Origin of the sequence: Sphingobium sp. B11D3B (assembly GCF_025961735.1) — a bacterium.
Lineage (GTDB): Bacteria > Pseudomonadota > Alphaproteobacteria > Sphingomonadales > Sphingomonadaceae > Sphingobium.
In genome coordinates, this window is record NZ_JAOQOF010000001.1 from 1951213 (window position 1) to 1968081 (window position 16869).

Here is a 16869-nt window from a genome sequence, read left to right on the forward strand (position 1 = left end):
TGACCAAGGAGGGATGCGCCATGCTGTCTGCAGAACAGAATGAAAAGCTGGCCCGCGTCGGCCCCGGCACGCCGATGGGCGAGCTGCTGCGCCGCTACTGGCACCCCATCGCCGGCGAGAGCGAGTTCGAGACGCGCGCGACCAAGCCGGTGCGGATCATGGGCGAGAATCTGGTGCTCTACAAGGATCTCTCCGGCCAGTTCGGCCTGATGGACCGCCACTGCCCCCACCGCCGCGCCGACATGGCCTGCGGCATGGTCGAGCCCGACGGGCTGCGCTGCAGCTATCATGGCTGGATGTTCGATGCGCAGGGCGCCTGCACCGAGCAGCCCTTCGAGGATACCGCCAATCCGCAGGGGCGCTACAAGGACAAGGTGCGGATCAAGGCCTATCCGGTCCGCGCCCATGCCGGGCTGCTGTGGGCCTATATGGGCCCCCTCCCCGCGCCCGAGCTGCCGGACTGGGAACCCTTCTCGTGGAAGAACGGCTTCCGCCAGATCGTCATCTCCGAGCTGCCGTGCAACTGGCTGCAGGGGCAGGAAAACTCGATGGACCCGATCCACTTCGAGTGGATGCACGCCAATTGGAGCAAGCGCCTGCGCGGCGAGACCGGCCCCTATGGCCCCAAGCACCTCAAGATCGACTTCCGCGAATATGAGTATGGCTTCACCTACAACCGCATCCGCGAGGATACGGACGAGACCAATCCGCTGTGGACCATCGGCCGCGCGTGCCTGTGGCCCAATGCGATGTTCACCGGCGACCATTTCGAGTTCCGCGTGCCCATCGACGATGAGACGATGATGAGCGTCGGCTGGTTCTTCACCCGCGTGCCGCGCGATGCCGAGCCCTATGTGCAGCAATCCATCCCGGTCTGGTTCGGCCCGATCAAGGACGAGCGCGGCGAGTGGATCACCAGCCATGTGATGAACCAGGATTTCGTCGCCTGGATCGGCCAGGGCACCATCTCGGACCGGACGCAGGAAAATCTCGGCCTGAGCGACAAGGGCATCGGCATGATGCGCCGCCAGTTCCTGCGCGACATGGAGAAGATCGGCCGCGGCGAAGACCCCAAGGCGATCATCCGCGACCCCGCGATCAACAAGGCGATCCCGCTGCCGACCATCCACCGCGACGCCGTGATGGAGGGCATGACCGCCGAGGAAATCGAAGCCGGCGGCGCGCTGCACCTCAAGCGCTTCATCTTCCAATATGGCCAGCCCGCGCATGTGCTGAAGCTGCAGCAGGAGGCGATGCGCATCAGCCAGGATAACAAGGGCTATGTCGACGCCTGAGGGCGGCGGACGACACGCACGCGATCAGCCGACCTCTCTCGGCATCAGACTGGCCCGGCTGGCGTGATCTGGCCGGGCCTTTGGTTTGGGGGGTGCCGCATGGCTGCGAGGTTGGTCCGCTGTGCCCAGTGCTCCTGCCTGCGCAGGAGCACTGGGGGTACTGGGCGGGCGTGAAGCTTGGCTCTCATCCTCCGTGCTCCTGCCTGCGCAGGAGCCCAGGGCGGCGATAAGCGGAGCAAGCGGAGCGCTACGTCCGCACGATCTCCGAACGGCGCCCTCCCCGTCCTGCCACGTCCGCGCCCCTTGCGCCCGTTGAACGGCTGATCTCAAAACGCGGTGGTCCGCTGCGATGAAATCCGCAGGCATCACGCATTGTTAACCCGATCTCGGACAGGAGAGCTTTAAGATCGGATGAATCATGAATCTGCTGGATATCGATACGCTACAGCTCTGCAGCCTCGTGAATACGAGCGCCTTCGGCATCGTATTTCTGCTGCTTTGGCGTGGTCGAAAAGCGGATGATTATCTGCTGTTCTGGTCGGCAAGCGCGCTTCTCTACGGCGGTGTGATGATCGGCTTTGCCCTGTGGGGTGAGCGCGGCATGGGCGCTGCGACGGCGCTGTTGATGATGCTCGCATTCAGCAATACGGTCTCGGTCATGGGCGTTCGCCGGTTCGAAGGCAGGCCCGTTCTCGCGCCGTGGATGGCGCTGCCGGCGCTGGTCATCGGCGTTGCCCATCTTGGGCCGCTGTTGCTGATGGCCCAAGGCTGGCTCCCGACTGACTCCCAAATCCCACGGATCGCCGATGTTCTTGGCCTGACCGCAGCCATGGCGATCAACGGGACAGCGATGATCTCCGGGCCATTACGCGGGCAGCGGATCGCAGGCGCAGGCCTGCTCGCCTACATCCCCATATTCCTGATTTCGCTGGTGGGCCATCTGGGCGTGCTCTCGGGCGACCACTCGCTGGGCAGCCTGCCGCTGCTCGCAGATCAGGCGTTGCTCGGCATCATCAATCTTGGTTTGCTGGTTCTACCAATCGATCAGGCGCAAGACGCGCTGCACGCCGCAGCGCTTCGTGATCCGCTGACCGGCGTGTGGAACAGGGCGGGCCTGGAGGTGCAGAAGCGGCGCCTGCTCGCGCCTGGCGCGGCCGTCGTCGCGATCGATGTCGATCATTTCAAGGCCGTCAACGATCTGCACGGCCATGAGGCGGGCGATGCCGTCTTGCGCGGCATTGCTCAGGAGGCGGGGCGGATCGCACAGGCACAAGACGGCGCGCTCGCACGCATTGGTGGCGACGAATTCATCCTGCTGCTGCCGGCGAGTTGCGAAGGGCAACGCCTGATCGTCGAGGCGCTGATGAACCGATGCCGCGCCGCTGGCGCCGCACCGGGATCATGGAGTGTCAGCATAGGCTTCTCGCAGGTGACGGCGGCGGAAACAGGCTTCGAGCCTGCCGTCGTCCGGGCCGACAAGGCGCTGTATCACGCCAAGGCGGAGGGGCGGGATCGCGTTGCAGGATTGGCGGCGTGATAAGCAGCGGGTGACTGATACCACGGCACCCGCTGCCGCCACCGCCAACCGCAGGAGGCGATGCGCATCAGCCAGGACAATAAGAGCTATGTCGACGCCTGAGGGCGGCAGGCGACGCGCGCGCGATCAGCCGACCTCTCCGGGCCACCAACAAAAAGCCGTTAAGCGAGCAATCAAGTCTTCAAGCGAACCATCTCGGAAGCGATGTACTTCCTAAGCCGTTTCAGCTGCCGGCGTATCGCAGGCGAAGCCAAGGCCTCTTGCGATCGGTTGGCATAGTTCATGAAGTTTCGCATCCTCGGATCCATGAACTTCCTGTGTAATTTGCGTAGATATATCTTCTTAGCTTTACCCGCGGCCATAGCTTTCGCGCCAGCTCCCTCAGCACCCCGGACAGCACGCTTGGCCTTGCGCCACTGCCGAGCAAGCGAGCCGGGTCTGATGCGAGCGTGATTGTGGCCTAAGTTGAACCCTAGATACTGGATAGAGACGGCGCCCACGCCAGAGAAGGTCCTACGTTCGGTTTTTGCGGCCTGTAATTGAAGGCCACAGGCGGATAGCTTGGATGCTACCAGCAGCTCTAGCGCAGCAGATATTTCTGGCGGGCAAGCAATCAGGATGTCGTCCGAGTAGCGTTGGTACAGTCCACCACAGATCTTTATCGCAGCATGCAGCTCCGCATCAAACGCAGTCATGTATAAATTGGACAAAGCCGCGATAATCGGCGTGCCCTGAGGAATACCGACGACGGCAGGATTGGGATTAATAGTTATATCGGCGGCGTTCAGTTCTTTCATGGTAGCCAACGGCTTCCGCCCGCCTTGGGAATATCGCTGAGCAAACGTATCATTAGCCAGTAAATCGTCACGCCGGACGTACCGGTATTTCGTAACATGGCGGAATACCCGATACCAATCGGCACCGAGTTCATTTACCCCAAGCAACCAACGCAGCCGCTCCTTTAGGCGAGCATGTTCTAGGTTGTCGAAGAAACCGCTTACGTCAAAGCAAAGAACCGTCACCTTGGGCTGAGCTCGGATGTAGTCCTCGACCGACCGGGCGAAGTCATAGTTAGCTCTACCTAACGCACGATAAGCTATAATGCAGGATGACAATCCTTCTCTGTCATACCACGCGTCTAACAGACGGCAGATCGTGTGCGAGTATGCGCTTAGAATACATGCGTCTCGGTGAGACGCATACATGATAGGCCTCGCCTTCTTAACCGTTTTTCCCTGAAGGGGCTTATACCGCTTGTCCTCTTTCACGTAGTGAATGAGTGGCGACCACGAGTGCTGAGCAACCGATTGGGGAGTTACAGCCAAAGCATACGAAGCCCCAACTGGAGCATCGAAGTGCATATAGCTTCTTGGCTTAAACCATCCGGGCGCATTCATGCCGTATTGTAACAGTAGCAGTGTCCGGGGGCCAGTCCTGACCCGGGACCCCAGACTCAACTGGATGCCCCCGGACGCACGCAATATCCACCTCTGGAAGTCTTCTTCCCCCTTTGGCGCGGGTCTTAAACGCTAAGTGCTATGTTATCGAGGAGGTCCACAATATGCTCATGAACCTGTGCGGCGCGCTGGCCGAAGTCATAGTCTCTAATGCTATTCGCATTATCGTCTTCATGTTCTTCGGTGTTGCACGTTGCAACGATCGCACCCTTTGGCCGATTCCAAGGGCAATTACTATGTAGGAAGCGATGCGGCGGCTTCAAGAGGGAGTTAAGCTGCCGACTGATCGGGTGAAGCGATGCCAATTTTCTTAGCGGACAGCAATTTCCTTCGCGATCCAGCACTGACTGAATACTTCAGGATGAGTGCGTCCAACCAGATTGCTATCTCTCACCATGTCCTCGTCGAGGCTCATAAGTCCAACCCTCAAGCCACCCTTATCAACTCGTTTGAGCGCGCTAGGGCCTACCCCGATCAAGTGCTACTCATGCGGGACGTAATCGACGTTTATCCCCAGCGGCTAGACACCGGCGCGAAAATCAGGGCAATGCTGATCGACCGAGGGCAAGGCCCCAACTTCCCTATCTGGTACGACGATGTCGTCGCCGCTGAGCAGGGATCAGGAATGATGACCTTCCTCCTCAATAAGCAGGCGCAAGCCAAACAGGTTATCGCCAACTTCGCTGCCGACGCTCATCATTTTGACTTGGCCTTCCGACAGATGCGGAAAGAGTTTACGCCGGACGAGTTGAGAGAAATCAGAGCAAGGGTCATCAAAAGCAAGTCCACTCAGGGCAAGCTCATCGACGCAATCTATCGCATTTCTCGGACTATGTTCAGTCGAGGACAAGTGGCCAATCCGCCCGCTCGGTATATCGACGCCCCACACTACTTCTTATTCCGCTACGCCATGTGTGTGGTCATCTTCTTCATTCGATGGGTGAAGAGCGGGAACCTTCCTCAAGATACCGACAAGCTGGTCAATCACATTGTTGATCTGCACATAGCTGCACAGGCCACGTTCTTCCACGGTGTTCTATCGCGGGATGATGTGGTGATCGACGTTCACCAACAGGCAAGATTTCTTTTGAATATGATGGGGGCTCATAGGTTCACGATGCGCAAGGGCACCTTTGTATACGGGTGAAGAATGCACCTGCCATTCGACAGGCCCAAAACCCCCAAACAATCGAATGACAGCTCTGGTTGGGCGCAGGAAGCCGATATCGGACGAAAGGCGGCCATTTAAATGCCGCCCCTCCCCTCAAATCTCCAAATTAAACACCTTCCGCGCATTATCCTCAAAGATCAGCTTCTTGTCGGCGTCGCTGAGGAAGTCGAATTTCTGGATGAAGGGGGCGATGTGGTCCATTTGCTTGCCGGTGGCGGGATCGATGGTGGAGCCGACGCCGGGGCATTCGGAGCCGAACAGGCAGCGCTCGGGGCCGACGGTTTCGATGAGCAGGCGCAGGGCGCCTTCGGTGTAGAGCACGGTATCGAAATAGAGCTTGGCCATGCGCTCGGAGAAGAGGTGCTTGGTGCGGCGCGACTGGGATTCGAAGCGGCCGAGCTGATAGGGGATGGCGCCGCCGCCATGGCTCACCACCACCTTGAGCTGCGGAAAATCATCGAACACCGATGAGGTGCAGAGGTTATAGGTGGCGATCGTCTCTTCATTGATGAAGTGCAGCGAATAAGGCGAGCGCTCGGACTGGGAGCCGGTGGCGTGGATGTGCGCGGGCAGATCCAGCGCGCACAGCTTCTCATAGAGCGGATACCAGTAGCGGTCGCCCAGCGGCGGGGCTTCCTCGGCGCCATTCTCATAGGGGTCCGGGTTGAGCAGGAAGCCCTTGAAGCCCAAGGCGACGCAGCGGTCCATCTCCGCAAAGACATTCTCGATGGGCTCGCCCGCCACCTGCGGCAGGCCGGCGACCGGGATGAACATCTCCGGGATGAGCGTGCACTGGCGGTGGATGAGGGTGTTCACCTCCTCGCAGAACCAGTGGACGACGCGCGCGGGCTTGGCCGAGTTCATCATCTGGAACGGGCGCGGCGAGATGAGCTGCATGTCCGTGCCGTGATTGTGCAGCAGCTCGATGTGCCCGTCCGGCCAGGTCTCCTTGTGGTGGGCGGCGGCAATGATCTGCTCGTCCGTCACCTTGACGCTCCCGCGCCCGTGCGAGCCGCGATGCGCGAGCAGGCTCGCCTTATAGGCCCAAAGCTCCACCGGAGCGCTGACGTGACCATGGCAGTCGATGATCATCGGGTGATCCCCTTATTTCTGACGTGTCTGAAGGCTGTGATATTTGAACTGCGCGCGGGCCTCATCGAGGCGCATGCCGGTGCGGCAGGCGGCGCGGATGCTCTCCTCGGCGGCGTGGATCTCCTCGGCGGCGGCGAGGACGGCGGCCTCATGCGCTTGCGGGATGACGATCACGCCATCGGGGTCGCCGCGCAATATGTCGCCGGGGGCGACGCGGGCGCCGCCGATGTTGACCGGGCAGTTGGTGACCTCGACCTGCACCCGATCCTTGCCGGTGCGCATCCAGTGGCCCTTGCTGAACACGGGGTAACCGAGCGCGCGGCAGAGCGAGACATCGCGGCTGATGCCGTCGATGACGGTGCCGGCAAGGCCGCGGCGATGGGCGATCTCGGTCAGGATGTCGCCCCAGATGGTGGCATCCTCGCGGCCGCCATTGTCGATCACCACGACATGGCCCGGCGGCACATCGTCGATGTAATCGCCGACGGTGCCAGGCGGCGTCGAAGCCGGGCCGCAGAGCATGGTGTAGGCGCGGCCGGCCATGCGGAAATCGGGGTCGCGGCCGGCGATCTGGTAGCACTGGCCGACGATACCGAGCCGATCGAGCGCGTCGCTGAGTGTTGCGGTATCGAGCGCGGCGGCGCGCGCCACATTGCGGTCGTCGGTCATCAGCTGTCGCCCTTGAGCATATATTCGTAGTTGGCGCCGAGCACGGCGCTGGCGCTCTCGCCGGTGGCGAGGCGGCGGGTCATCTCGCCTTCGCGGCGGACGATATCCTCGGCGGCATCGAGCACGCGGGCGATGTCGGCGGGCGCGATGAACACGGCCGCGCTGGAATCGCAGATGACGTAGAAGCCCGGTTCGACGGTGAAGTCGCCGACGGTGACGGGCACGTCGGTGGCGTCCTCATAGACGCGGTTGCGGGCGGTGCGGGCGGTGTAGCCGCGGCAGAAGACCGGGAAGCCGATCTCGCGGGCCTCATCCACATCGCGGGCCAGCCCTTCGCAGATCACGCCGGCCACGCCCTTGTGCTGCGCGCCGCGCGACAGGATGCCGCCCCAGCAGCCGGCATCAATGCCGGTACGCTGCTCGACTACGATCACATCGTCCGGGCCGCTGGCATCGATGGCGGCGGCACCCAGATGCACCGGCGGGCGATCGGCAGGCGCGTTGCCAGCCTTGAGCTTCACGGTGTGGACGCGCCCGGCGATGCGGCGGCCCGGAGAGGCCGAGCGCAGCCCGGTCACGCAGCCGGCCAGGCCAAGCTTGTCCAGCGTGTCCGACACCGCGCAGGCATCCAGCTGGCGCAGCCGCGCGACATGGGGATCTGTTGCTGTCATCATCCGTCCTTTGAAAACGCGTTGGCTTATTGCCAGGCGACGAAGCCATTGGCGGTGCCGGTGCCGGCCTCCGAGCGGTAGCAGGGCTCATAGCCGACCACGTCGCCGGTGAGATCGGTGTCGAACAGCGCGCCGGCGGCGGCGATCCAGGTCTTGAGCTCGGAGGTGCCGGACTGGAGGTGCTTGTCCTCGATGGCGCAGAGCGTTTCGGCATCGCGGGTGCGCAGCGCCTCGAAGAACATGCGGTCGAAATCCTCGTCGATGACGAAGTGGCTCATGCCGCCCGAGCCGAACACCGCGACGCGCAGATCCTGCTTCCAACTGCGGATCGCCTTGCCGACCTCGCGTCCCAGCTCGAAGCAGCGGCGGGCGGTGGGCTGGTTGGGCGGAAAGAAGGTGTTGATGAGGATCGGCAGGTTGGGCACGACCGCGTCGCGCATGATCTGGCGATAGATGAAGCCGAGCGAGTGCGGCGCGCCGCTCGACCAGTGGCCGGCGGGCTCGGGCAGCTTTTTCGAGACGGCAAGATCGAAGCCCTGCGGCACCAGCGATTTGCAGACATGCATGCCGAGCTCGGGCTGGCAGGGATAGTCCCGGCGCTCGGGCGGGCTGTGGCCCCACTCGGCCTCGTGAATGCCCGGCGGCATCCGAGCGGCCTGCTCGGGGGTGGCGGGCTGATCCCAGATCGTCTCGCCGAGATAGACGGTGATCGCGGGCGTCACATCCTCAAGGAACAGCTCGCGCTGGTCATTGCCCATGATGACGGCGACATCGATCTTCGCGGCGGCGAAACGGTCGGCCATGTCGCTGATCGCGCTCTGGCAGGCGGCCGAGCGGCGCTCGCGCTCCGGCAGGGTGCAGGCCTCGGCGAGGTTTTCGCCCGCGCGCAACGTGACCAGCTCATCGAAGCTGTATTCGGCGCCGCGGAAGGGATGCTGGCGCTTGAGATCGGCCGCGACGCGCAGGGTCCATTGCTCGGGCGTGGTCGAGAGGGTCGGCCCGTGCGATGTCCACATTCCCAGCACGATCTCCGCCATGATTCCGCTCCGCTCCCAGATTGTTGCCGCTCGGGCATATAATTGTAGACTCAGTAAACAATATCGATGCGGTTAGCAACCGATGGCGGGCGCTTTCGACAAGGCTGATCAGAGAAAGCGCGTCGGCATCATGATGGTGCGCCACATGTGCGCGGAGGGGCTGTCATCGAAGCCAAGCCCTTCCTCCGGCTGGCGGAAATGGCGGCCGATGATGTCCGTAAACTCTTCGATATCCACGACGACATTGGGGTCGAAGGCGTAGAAATCATTGAGCGTGACGAGCCGGGCGCTCATATACCATTTGTGGTTGCGGGCGCGCTGATAGGCGCGGTCGATATGGGGATCGGGCCGGTAATCGGCGCCGAAGAAGCGGATATAGGCCTCGGGATAGTCATAGCCGACCGCTTCATCGGGGTAGAAGCGCACCACCTGATGTTCCCGGACGGCCCAGCTGACTTCGGGATCGACATAAGGCTCGATCAACTGCGCCGCCCAGTAGCCATGATCGGCGCGGATGAAGCCGGTAACGGCGATGTCGTGCAGCAGGCAGGCGAGCACGATCTTCTCGTCATGCCCGGCATCGCGCGCCAGCCTGGCGCTTTGCAGGACGTGCGCGGACGGGCCGAAGCGATAGCGGAAGAAATCGACCAAAGTCGGCTTCTCCGGCATCGGCGGGAGGCGCGGGTCCGGCCCCATCAGAAACGGCAGCCGGCGCGGATTGTCGATGGGTGGGCGCGGCAGGCGCGGATCGACATCGCCGGACTGGTAGAGGGTGGACTTGATGATGATCGCGTCCAGCGCCTCGCTCATCTCCTCCTCCAGCGCGTCGGCCTGCGCATGGAGGCTGTGCAGATCCGGCGCACTCATAGCGCGGCGGAGGGCTTGGCGGAGGCCGGCGGCGTTGCCACCCCCGCCCCCTCGCCCACGCCGGTCTGCGTCGCGGCCCGCAGCCGGTCCCGATAGAGCGGCCGCACGAAGGTGAGCAGGAACGCCGCGAAGAACGCCATGGCGGCGAACAGCGCGAAGCCCCAGACATAATGGCCGTTCACATCGTAGATGTAGGCGAGCGTCACCGGGCCGATGGACGAGCCGAGCGCGAAGCAGCCGGTGACGATGGGCAGAACCTTGTCCATGTTGCGCGGGCCGAAGACATGCTTGGCCAGCACCGGCCCCTCGCACACCAGTCCACCATGAGCGAGACCGAGCGCGCAGATGAAGATGATCGCGGTGGAAAGGCTGGAGACCTGGAAGGCCAGCAGCACCATCGCGGCGATGAGCAGATACCAGGCGGCGATGCCTTTCACCGAATAGACATCGAAGAACTTGCCGGCGATGAACTTGGAGGCAAGGCCGATGGCCGAGGTGAGCGAGAGCAGCCACGCCGCCGTCTCACGCGTCAGCCCGACTTCCTGCACGAAATAGAGCTGCATGTTCTGGAACAGGCCCTGATCCACGCCCGCGATGATCAGCACGCCGACCATGATGCCCCAGAACATCGGCTTGCGCACCAGTTCGGCATAGCTCATCGGGATGTCCGCCGCGCGCGTGGCCGCCGCCACCTCGGCACTGGGCAGCACACCCTTGGCATTGGCGGTCTCCGGCAGCAGATCTTCTTCCGACGGGTTCTGCTTGACGAACAGGACGAGCGGCACCGAGACGGCGAGGATCGACACGCCAATCAGCGCATAGGTCATGCGCCAGCCGATCTCGGGAATGAGCGCGGCGATAACGATGGGAAAGACCACGCCGCCGGCACTCGACCCGACCAGCGCCAGCGCGCCGGCAAAGCCGACATTGCGCATGAACCAGCGCGCCACCATCAGCTTGATGCAGAGCAGCACCGCCCCCTGACCGAGGCCGATCAAAAAGCCGGCCAGAAAATAAGTGGCGATGGAACTGACGTTGAGGAAGGTGAAGAAGCCCAGCGCCTGGATGATCAGCACGGTGAGGAATACCGGCTTCAACCCGAAGCGCTGCACCGCCGGCCCGATGACGAGAATGGCGACCAGCGCGCCGGTGAGGCCTTTCCACGCATAGATGCCGGTGGCCTCGGCCCGGGTCCAGCCGAACTCCGCGATCACCTCATTATAGAGGAGCGACATGGAGTAGGTCGGGCCGCCAAAGGAGAAGAAGAAGATGATGAATCCGGCAGCCACCACCCACCAGCCGGGATAGTATTTGCCTGTCGCGGGTGTCGTGGCCATCGCCTGTCCTCTCCGTAGCCAGCCTTGCCGATTCATGCTTTTTTTATCGGCTCAGCTTCCCATGCATCCTATCGACCTGTCAACAACTCCGTTGCTTGAAACAACAATATCGGGCGCGATCAGCCGCGGCCCAGAAAGGGCATATTGAGCGGGAGGATCGTGCCATCGACGAAGTTCACATGATCGGGCAGATCGGCCATGGCCAGCACCGCGCGCGCCGCGACATCGGCGCTGATCCGGTCGCGCGGATCGCCCGCCTGCATGTTCTGCACCAGATTGGTGCCGACAATGCCGGGGTGGAAGATGGACGAGGCGACGCCATGGTCCCGCCCATCGATGGCGAGGGAATGATTCATGCCCGCCAGCGCGAACTTGCTCGCGGCATAGGCAATGGTGTTCGGCCGGGGCACTTGCGCGGACAGGCTGCCGATGTGGATCATCCGGCCTGCTCCTTGCCCTTTCATGATCCGCAGCGCCTCCCGCGCGCACAGGAAAGCGCCGTTGAGATTGGTGTCGATCACTTCCGACCAGCGCGCGAAGGAGAGTTCGTCGGTCGGGGTATGATCGGCGATGCCGGCATTGTTGATGAGGATATCGATGCGCCCGAAGCGCGCAAGGCCGGCGGCGAACATCGCCTGCACATCGGCCTCCTGCGACACATCGCACTGCACGGCGAGCGCCTGCCCGCCCTGCGCTTCAACCTCGGCCACGAAGGCATCCAGCGGTGCCTTGCGGCGCGCGCCGACGATGAGCGAGGCCCCGGCTGCGGCGAATTCGGCCGCGATGGCCGCGCCCAGACCCGAACTGGCGCCGGTAACAAGCGCGACCTTGCCCTTGATGTAACTCATGATGCGTCCTTCTCCCTTGTGGGCGGCGAGTGCACCGTCCTGCCCGCATCTCCCTCGTCATTCCCGCGAACGCGGGAATCCAGGTCCACGCCTGCGCCGAGACGCAAGGTCCAAGCTGGATTCCCGCGTTCGCGGGAATGACGGGGGGGCTGCCAATTGCCGTCACGTTCTGCCTACGCCGCCTAGCCTAAGCAGGCGTCATCGCTCTGGCCATTCAAAAGAGGATTGGACGGCGAAGTCTCAGGCCGGTTCGAACAGCAACAGGTGGCGACCATCCGGCAGCGGATGCCAATAGGGCTTCACCGCCAGCCCAGTCTTCAGCTCGGCTTCGCTGCAATGGATGACGTTGCTCATCACATTCACGCCTTCCTCCAGCGTGACCATGGCGACGACATAGGGCTCCTTGTCGCGGAACGGCGGGCGGGCGCGGCGGACGATGGTGTAGCTGAAGATGGTGCCGCGCCCGGAAACCTCGCGCCATTCCAGAGTGTCGCGGCGGCCGGTGTAGATGCTCGTGGGGCGCGGGTAGAATTGATAGGCGCCGGCTACGTGATCATATTGGATGAGCAGCTTCTTCTCGCGCGTCGCTTCCCAATAGGGGCGCGAAAAGCTGCGCTCGGGCGGCAGCGGGCGATCGATATCGAGGAGATCGTTGAGATCGGCCATGCGCCTCAGCCCTCCGACGTGAGGATGAGGGCGGTGCTGGTGTTCCAGTTCCGCCCATAGGGAATGCCGCCGATGCCGGTGACGAGCGCATGGCGGCGGTCCTTCACCTGCCGCGCGCCGCCATCGCCGAAAAGCTGCCGCACCGCCTCGACAAGATTGGTGCCGCCACCGGCCAGACCGCATTGCCCGGCGGAGATTTGCCCGCCGCCGGTGTTGAGCGGCAGATCGCCGGAGAAGAGGAAATCAGTCTCGTGGATGAATGCCGCGCCCTGCCCGTGCGCACAAAAGCCGAGCATTTCCAACTGCATCATGATCGCAATGATGAAGTCGTCATAAGGATGGAAGGAGCCCATATCGCGCGGGGTGAGCCCGGCCTGCGCAAAGGCCCGCTCGCCCGCCTGCCGATGGCCGGTGACGGTGGGATCGACGATGGCCGAAGCGGCGCCGAGATTGGTGCGCTCGCCATAGCCGCGCAGCACCGCGCAGCGCGTGAGGCCACGCTGCTCGGCGCGTTTGCGGCTGGTGACCAGCACGCCGCTGGCGCCATCGCACGGCATGACGCAATCGAGCAGGCGGATCGGGTCGTTGATCATGCGCGACTGCACATAATCATCGACCGTGATCGGCTTGCGCAGCTTCTCGCAGGCCTTGTCGTTGCGCAGGGCGTGCTCGCGCTGGGCCACGGCCAGCTTGCCCAGCGCCCGCTCGTCCAGGCCGAACCTGTCATGATAATAAAGGCTCAACATGCCGAAGGCGGCGGGTGCGCCGAGATAGCCATAAGGCGTGGTCCACTCCGCGCCATAGGAGCGCGGGCGGCCGTTATTCTCGGCGACCGCGGTATCGGCAAAGAGGCAGAGGACGGTGGTGCAGAGCCCGGCATCGATGGCGGCGGCGGCGCGCGCCACTGCGCCGACCGGCGAGGAACCGCCGATGTCCACCGTCTGGCAGAAATCCAGCTCCAGCGCGAGTTGATCGGCCGTGGTCTGCGACCAGAAGATGTTGCCGGCGCCGGTGGACGAGGAGGACAGGATCAGCCCGTCAATCTCGCCCTTCTCGAAGCCGGTCTGCTCCAGAATGCCGTCGAGGATTTCGGCGCCCAGCTCCCAGACGTCGACCTCGCTGCGCAGGACGATCTTGGTCTCCGCATAGCCGACAATGGCATTGTCCCGCAGCGCCATGGTTCAGCCTTTCGTCGGGTCGGAAGGCGGCGCGGCCACCTTGTTCTCGCCGCGCTCGACAAAGGCGCGAATGCGGTCGGTGCCCTCGCTGCTGCGGGCCGACCCGCCGATCAGCCCCTCGAAGAACAGCCCGTCGCTGTGGCTCATGTCGCCGATGCGGGGGAGCGCGGCGCAGACGGCCCAATTGGTGTTGGGCGCATTGCTGGCGATGCTGGCCGCCAGTTCCTTCGCTTTGGCCATCGCCTCACCCTTGGGCACGACATATTGGCAGAGATTGGCGCGCTCGCCCTCGGCGGCGCTCAGCACGCGGCCGGTGAGCATCATGTCGGCCATGCGGGCATAGCCCATCAGGCCCTGAATGCGCACGGCGCCGCCGCCGCCCACGAAGATGCCGCGCTTGCCCTCGGGCAAGGCGAAGAAGGTGCTCTCGTCGGCGACGCGGACCTGACAGGCCGAGGCGATCTCCAGCCCGCCGCCGATGCAGGCGCCCTCCAGCGCGGCGATCCACGGGATCGGCCCGCGCGCGACGAGATCGAGCGGGACCGTCCAGCGGCCGCGCTCCCAGGGCTTGGGCGGATTGGCGCCACTCATGCGCGAGGCGGCTTCCGCCAGATCCAGCCCGGCCGAAAAATTGCCGCCATGGCCAAAGAGGATGCCGACGCGCGCTTCCGACGCGGCGCGCTCGAACGCCGCGTGCAGGCTTGCCATCACCTCCGTATTGACCGCGTTGCGCTTGGCCGCGCGGTTGATGCCGACGATGGCGATCTCGCCATCCAGCTCATAGGTCGCCAGCGTCTCGCTCATGGTTCAGTTCCCCTCCGCAGCGGTGATGATGAGGGCATCGACGGCCGTCAGCCCTTCCCCCTGCGGATGCACGAAGACGGGGTTGAGGTCGATCTCCTCGATCTGCGGCATGGTTTCCATCAGGCGGCCGATCAGCGCGGCGGTGTGGGCGACGGCCTGCACATCGACCGGGGGCGAACCCCGGAAGCCCTTGAGCAGCTTGGCGCTGCGCAGCTTCATCAGCTCGGCGACGATATCCTCCTGCGCCATGTCGACCGGGAGCAGGCGCACATCGCCCAGCGCCTCCACCCAGATGCCGCCGAGGCCGACCAGCACGACCGGCCCCCATTTGGCGTCACGCTTGGCGCCGATCATCAGTTCCAGGCCCTTGGGCGCCATTTTCTCGACCAGCACGCCATCGAGCACCAGACCGGGCTGGGCGCGGGCGACATTGGCGTGGAGATCGTCCCAGGCGCGGCGCAATTCGTCGGCGTCGCTTATGCCGAGGATGACGCCCCCCGCCTCGGTCTTGTGCGCCAGCGCGCCGGCCTGCGCCTTGATGGCGAGCGGGTAGCCGACCTTGGCGGCGGTCGCCTCGGCCACCTCCAGCGATGTAGCGAGGCCGCCGGCGGGCACGCGGATGCCCATGGCGGACAGCAGTTGCTTGCCGAGCCATTCGGGCTGTGGGCCGCTACCCAGCGTCGGCAGATCGGCAAAGGGGCTGTGGGTGACCGAGCGCGCCGAGCGCTCCAGCGAGCGGCCATGGCGCGTGACGCGAGACAGCGCCGTCATCGACCGCTCGATGGAGCGGCTGAGGATCAGGCGGTTGGCGCGCACCGAGGCTTCGAAGTCGGCATCCATCTCCGGCGCCGGGAAGGCCATGATCGCCGGGCGATCCTTGCCCTTGAGGCTGTCGATGAACATCGGCCCATAGCCGCGCTGCGAAGCCGCCGTGCCGCTGTTGATGGCGATCAGCACGCTGCCGACATTGCCATCCGCCATCAGCGCATTGGTGCCGAGCGGGATCAGCTCCGGCTGGAAAATCGCCTGCGTGCCGAGATCGAGCGGGTTGCGCGGCGGGATGAAGACGGGGAGTTGCGGCGCCAGTTCGCTGCGGGTCTGCTCGGTGAGGGCGGGCATCTCCATGTCCAGCGCCTCGAAATAATCATGCGCAATGGCGCAGAAGCCGCCGGAGAAGGTGAGCACACCGGGGCCCTTGGTGGGCGCGACCGGATAGCGCGCCAGCAGCTCGATCACATCAACCCACTCCTCCAGCGTCTCGACCAGCACCACGCCGGCGCGATCGAGATGGAGCTGCATGGTGGCATAGTCGCCCGCCAGCGCACCGGTGTGCGACTGGATGGCGGCCTTGCCCTTCTCGCCCCGGCCCGGATGAATGGCGACCAGCGCCTTGCCGGCCGCTTGCGCGCGCCGGGCCGCGGCCAGGAACGCCTGCGGATCGCGCACTTCCTCGAGATACAGGGCGATGACCTTGGTCGCCTCATCCTGCGCGAAGAAATCGATGAAGTCGGGGATGCCGATGCCGGCCTCGTTCCCGGTGGAGACGGTATAGGCCATCGGCAGATGCCGCGCGGCGAGATTGGTGCTGGCATAGGCCATCAGCCCGCCGCTCTGCGAGACCATGGCAATGGCGGGATTGGGATCGTCCGGTGCCAGCATGGCGACCTTGCGGGCGTTGGCAAAGCCGATGGGCAAGCCCTTGACGAGATTGGTGTAACCGAGGCAGTTCGGCCCGAGCAGCGCGACATTGCCTTCATAGGCGATGCGGACCAGTTCATCCTGCCCTGCCCGATTACCGGCCTCGGCAAAGCCCGAGGAAAAGACCGTCACGGCTTTGACCCCGCGCCGCACGCAGGCCTCCAGCGCATCCTTCACACCCGCCGCCGGGAGCGTGAACACCGCCAGATCGATGCCCTCGGGCAGATCGTCGATGCTCTGCGTCACGGGATAGCCGTCAATCTCCCCCTCCGCCCGGCCGACGACATGGACATCGCCATCAAAGGCGTTGAGCTGGAGATTGGCGAGCACCGTCCGCCCCGCCGTCTTGGGCTTGGCCGACACGCCGAAGACCGCGATCGAGCGCGGCCGCATGAACAAGGCGACCGCATCGGCTCCCCGCACAGGTTTGATCCGGGGGGAAAGATCGGTCGCAGACATAGGATCACCATTCATGCTGAGGGGGCCATGAAAAAGGGCGCGCGAGCGCGGCCCCCATTATCGAAAAGCCGGTCCGTGGCCGG

General features: G+C 64.0%; 15 protein-coding genes. 3 read left to right on the forward strand and 12 right to left on the reverse strand.

Going from position 1 to position 16869, the window contains the following annotated elements; all coding sequences use genetic code 11:
• The first annotated feature begins 20 nt into the window (after positions 1 to 20).
• Positions 21 to 1295: an aromatic ring-hydroxylating dioxygenase subunit alpha gene (locus M2333_RS09190; RefSeq protein WP_264611546.1), complete on the forward strand. Its 1275-nt coding sequence runs from the start codon at positions 21 to 23 to the stop codon at positions 1293 to 1295.
• Positions 1296 to 1713: 418 nt separating this feature from the next.
• Positions 1714 to 2832 (forward strand): sensor domain-containing diguanylate cyclase, encoded by a 1119-nt coding sequence (locus M2333_RS09195; protein ID WP_264611547.1) that lies wholly within the window; start codon positions 1714 to 1716, stop codon positions 2830 to 2832.
• A 173-nt stretch (positions 2833 to 3005) separates the two neighbouring features.
• On the opposite strand, the gene M2333_RS09200 is transcribed toward M2333_RS09195, so the two are convergent.
• Positions 3006 to 4100, reverse strand: a complete 1095-nt coding sequence (locus M2333_RS09200) for a reverse transcriptase domain-containing protein (protein WP_264611548.1) — start codon at positions 4098 to 4100, stop codon at positions 3006 to 3008.
• Between the two features lie 550 nt (positions 4101 to 4650).
• Here M2333_RS09200 and M2333_RS09205 point away from each other — a divergent pair.
• Complete coding sequence (locus M2333_RS09205; RefSeq protein WP_264611549.1) at positions 4651 to 5436, forward strand: hypothetical protein; 786 nt, start codon at positions 4651 to 4653, stop codon at positions 5434 to 5436.
• A gap of 117 nt (positions 5437 to 5553) precedes the next feature.
• Here M2333_RS09205 and M2333_RS09210 read toward each other — a convergent pair whose 3' ends face one another.
• From M2333_RS09210 to M2333_RS09260, 11 genes are all read right to left on the reverse strand, one after another.
• Positions 5554 to 6552 (reverse strand): amidohydrolase family protein, encoded by a 999-nt coding sequence (locus M2333_RS09210; RefSeq protein WP_264611550.1) that lies wholly within the window; start codon positions 6550 to 6552, stop codon positions 5554 to 5556.
• A gap of 12 nt (positions 6553 to 6564) precedes the next feature.
• Positions 6565 to 7221, reverse strand: coding sequence for an RraA family protein (locus M2333_RS09215; RefSeq protein WP_264611551.1), 657 nt, complete (start codon positions 7219 to 7221; stop codon positions 6565 to 6567).
• Positions 7221 to 7892 (reverse strand): RraA family protein, encoded by a 672-nt coding sequence (locus M2333_RS09220; RefSeq protein ID WP_264611552.1) that lies wholly within the window; start codon positions 7890 to 7892, stop codon positions 7221 to 7223. The genes M2333_RS09215 and M2333_RS09220 overlap by 1 nt, the downstream gene beginning before the upstream one ends.
• Before the next feature lie 26 nt (positions 7893 to 7918).
• The gene (locus M2333_RS09225; RefSeq protein WP_264574663.1) at positions 7919 to 8929 is read right to left on the reverse strand and encodes a protocatechuate 3,4-dioxygenase; all 1011 of its coding nucleotides are present in this window, start codon (positions 8927 to 8929) and stop codon (positions 7919 to 7921) included.
• A 108-nt stretch (positions 8930 to 9037) separates the two neighbouring features.
• Entirely contained in the window at positions 9038 to 9796 is a 759-nt protein-coding gene (locus M2333_RS09230) for an HD domain-containing protein (RefSeq protein ID WP_264611553.1), read from the reverse strand.
• Positions 9793 to 11133, reverse strand: a complete 1341-nt coding sequence (locus M2333_RS09235) for an MFS transporter (protein WP_264611554.1) — start codon at positions 11131 to 11133, stop codon at positions 9793 to 9795. The genes M2333_RS09230 and M2333_RS09235 overlap by 4 nt, the downstream gene beginning before the upstream one ends.
• A 119-nt stretch (positions 11134 to 11252) precedes the next feature.
• On the reverse strand, positions 11253 to 11981 hold the full coding sequence (locus M2333_RS09240; protein ID WP_264611555.1) for an SDR family oxidoreductase: 729 nt from the start codon (positions 11979 to 11981) through the stop codon (positions 11253 to 11255).
• Positions 11982 to 12221: 240 nt separating this feature from the next.
• Positions 12222 to 12647 carry a Zn-ribbon domain-containing OB-fold protein gene (locus tag M2333_RS09245; protein ID WP_264611556.1) on the reverse strand — a complete coding sequence of 142 codons (426 nt, stop codon included), beginning with the start codon at positions 12645 to 12647 and terminating at the stop codon, positions 12222 to 12224.
• Positions 12648 to 12652: 5 nt separating this feature from the next.
• Positions 12653 to 13825, reverse strand: a complete 1173-nt coding sequence (locus M2333_RS09250; protein WP_264611557.1) for a thiolase family protein — start codon at positions 13823 to 13825, stop codon at positions 12653 to 12655.
• 3 nt (positions 13826 to 13828) lie between these two features.
• Positions 13829 to 14629 carry a crotonase/enoyl-CoA hydratase family protein gene (locus tag M2333_RS09255; protein WP_264574657.1) on the reverse strand — a complete coding sequence of 267 codons (801 nt, stop codon included), beginning with the start codon at positions 14627 to 14629 and terminating at the stop codon, positions 13829 to 13831.
• Positions 14630 to 14632: 3 nt separating this feature from the next.
• Positions 14633 to 16786 carry an acetate--CoA ligase family protein gene (locus M2333_RS09260; protein WP_264611558.1) on the reverse strand — a complete coding sequence of 718 codons (2154 nt, stop codon included), beginning with the start codon at positions 16784 to 16786 and terminating at the stop codon, positions 14633 to 14635.
• Between the last annotated feature and the right edge of the window lie 83 nt (positions 16787 to 16869).

What these genes read in the sequence shown, in the direction of transcription:
- M2333_RS09240 (WP_264611555.1), bottom strand. Translation starts at nt 11,981, where the DNA reads ATGAGTTACATCAAGGGCAAGGTCGCGCTTGTTACCGGCGCCAGTTCG.
- M2333_RS09210 (WP_264611550.1), bottom strand. Translation starts at nt 6,552, where the DNA reads ATGATCATCGACTGCCATGGTCACGTCAGCGCTCCGGTGGAGCTTTGG.
- M2333_RS09225 (WP_264574663.1), bottom strand. Translation starts at nt 8,929, where the DNA reads ATGGCGGAGATCGTGCTGGGAATGTGGACATCGCACGGGCCGACCCTC.
- M2333_RS09235 (WP_264611554.1), bottom strand. Translation starts at nt 11,133, where the DNA reads ATGGCCACGACACCCGCGACAGGCAAATACTATCCCGGCTGGTGGGTG.
- M2333_RS09255 (WP_264574657.1), bottom strand. Translation starts at nt 14,629, where the DNA reads ATGAGCGAGACGCTGGCGACCTATGAGCTGGATGGCGAGATCGCCATC.
- M2333_RS09215 (WP_264611551.1), bottom strand. Translation starts at nt 7,221, where the DNA reads ATGACCGACGACCGCAATGTGGCGCGCGCCGCCGCGCTCGATACCGCA.
- M2333_RS09245 (WP_264611556.1), bottom strand. Translation starts at nt 12,647, where the DNA reads ATGGCCGATCTCAACGATCTCCTCGATATCGATCGCCCGCTGCCGCCC.
- M2333_RS09220 (WP_264611552.1), bottom strand. Translation starts at nt 7,892, where the DNA reads ATGACAGCAACAGATCCCCATGTCGCGCGGCTGCGCCAGCTGGATGCC.
- M2333_RS09230 (WP_264611553.1), bottom strand. Translation starts at nt 9,796, where the DNA reads ATGAGTGCGCCGGATCTGCACAGCCTCCATGCGCAGGCCGACGCGCTG.
- M2333_RS09205 (WP_264611549.1), top strand. Translation starts at nt 4,651, where the DNA reads ATGAGTGCGTCCAACCAGATTGCTATCTCTCACCATGTCCTCGTCGAG.
- M2333_RS09195 (WP_264611547.1), top strand. Translation starts at nt 1,714, where the DNA reads ATGAATCTGCTGGATATCGATACGCTACAGCTCTGCAGCCTCGTGAAT.
- M2333_RS09260 (WP_264611558.1), bottom strand. Translation starts at nt 16,786, where the DNA reads ATGTCTGCGACCGATCTTTCCCCCCGGATCAAACCTGTGCGGGGAGCC.
- M2333_RS09250 (WP_264611557.1), bottom strand. Translation starts at nt 13,825, where the DNA reads ATGGCGCTGCGGGACAATGCCATTGTCGGCTATGCGGAGACCAAGATC.
- M2333_RS09190 (WP_264611546.1), top strand. Translation starts at nt 21, where the DNA reads ATGCTGTCTGCAGAACAGAATGAAAAGCTGGCCCGCGTCGGCCCCGGC.